Genomic DNA, 898 nt, shown 5'->3' with positions numbered 1-898 from the left:
TGTAGAAGCATATTTTTTACAGAATTTGCAGGGGAGGTAAAATTTAAAGATGGTTGTTTTATTGCAGTGAATGAAATGTCAGGAGATTGCTTTCGATTATCTGAACTTGTAGTAATCAAGGTTGATGGGAATATATATGAAGATTTAAGTGAGTTGAATGATATAAGAAGATGTGATGATGGGGGAATTAGAAATGATAATAATTAGAAGTCAAGATAGATTAGAACTAGTAAAAACTGAATGGGTAAGTGTTGATAGAGAATATGTCTATGCAAGGTTTGGAGATAAAGAAAAATTTCAAGAAATAGGAATATATAAATCAGAAGAAAGAGCTTTTGAAGTATTAAATGAGATACAGGATGCTATCATTGCAGGAACTAAGCTTGATGTTATAAATAGGGATAGAGTTAAGTATTACAAAGAGAAAGTGTTTGAAATGCCAGCTGAATAAGGGGGGCTAAGGATATGGCTAAAGTTTGGATGGATGCAGGAGAGTATTTAAGTAAAGTTATAGATTTGGAAGACCTATTTGAACTTAATTTAAGAAAAATAAGAGAAGCAAATGAAAGTAAGAAAATAAAGCTGAAAATTAATGAATCGCAATTTAAAAAAATAAGGAAAAAACCAACTAATGATACAAAAAGTAAACCTATAAAAGTTTTTAATATCGAAACTGGAGAAATTAAGATATTCAAAAATGCAAAGGCTGCAAGTAAATACTTAAAAATTAGTGGAGATTATGCTAGTTGTTTAGCTAGAGATAATAGAGTAACTAGAGAAGGTTGGAAAGCTGAATATATTAAAGAGGTGACAGATGGTACTAGCAAATGTGGAGCAGGTAATTAAGTTAGCAGAAAAGATACTAAATAAGAAAAAGTGTTCTGTTAATAAGGCGATT

The 898-nt window shown here is 30.2% G+C and carries 2 protein-coding genes and 1 pseudogene; all 3 read left to right on the top strand.

Features of this window, described 5'->3' with window-relative positions:
* Positions 1-207: pseudogene (locus KGF50_RS21670) on the top strand (hypothetical protein); the annotation flags it as partial.
* Positions 194-451 carry a hypothetical protein gene (locus KGF50_RS21665; RefSeq protein ID WP_227849974.1) on the top strand — a complete coding sequence of 86 codons (258 nt, stop codon included), beginning with the start codon at positions 194-196 and terminating at the stop codon, positions 449-451. The pseudogene KGF50_RS21670 and the gene KGF50_RS21665, both read left to right, overlap by 14 nt.
* A 14-nt stretch (positions 452-465) precedes the next feature.
* Positions 466-846, top strand: coding sequence for an NUMOD1 domain-containing DNA-binding protein (locus KGF50_RS21660; protein ID WP_227849973.1), 381 nt, complete (start codon positions 466-468; stop codon positions 844-846).
* Positions 847-898: the final 52 nt, after the last annotated feature.

The sequence above is a fragment of the Clostridioides sp. ZZV15-6598 genome (assembly GCF_020657705.1).
Classification (GTDB): domain Bacteria; phylum Bacillota; class Clostridia; order Peptostreptococcales; family Peptostreptococcaceae; genus Clostridioides; species Clostridioides difficile_F.
The sequence above is the reverse complement of the archived record's forward strand: the minus strand, read 5'-3'. Positions and strand labels throughout refer to the sequence as shown.

Bases quoted from the DNA above. Each gene is read 5' to 3' on its own strand.
- KGF50_RS21665 (WP_227849974.1), top strand. From the start codon at position 194: ATGATAATAATTAGAAGTCAAGATAGATTAGAACTAGTAAAAACTGAA.
- KGF50_RS21660 (WP_227849973.1), top strand. From the start codon at position 466: ATGGCTAAAGTTTGGATGGATGCAGGAGAGTATTTAAGTAAAGTTATA.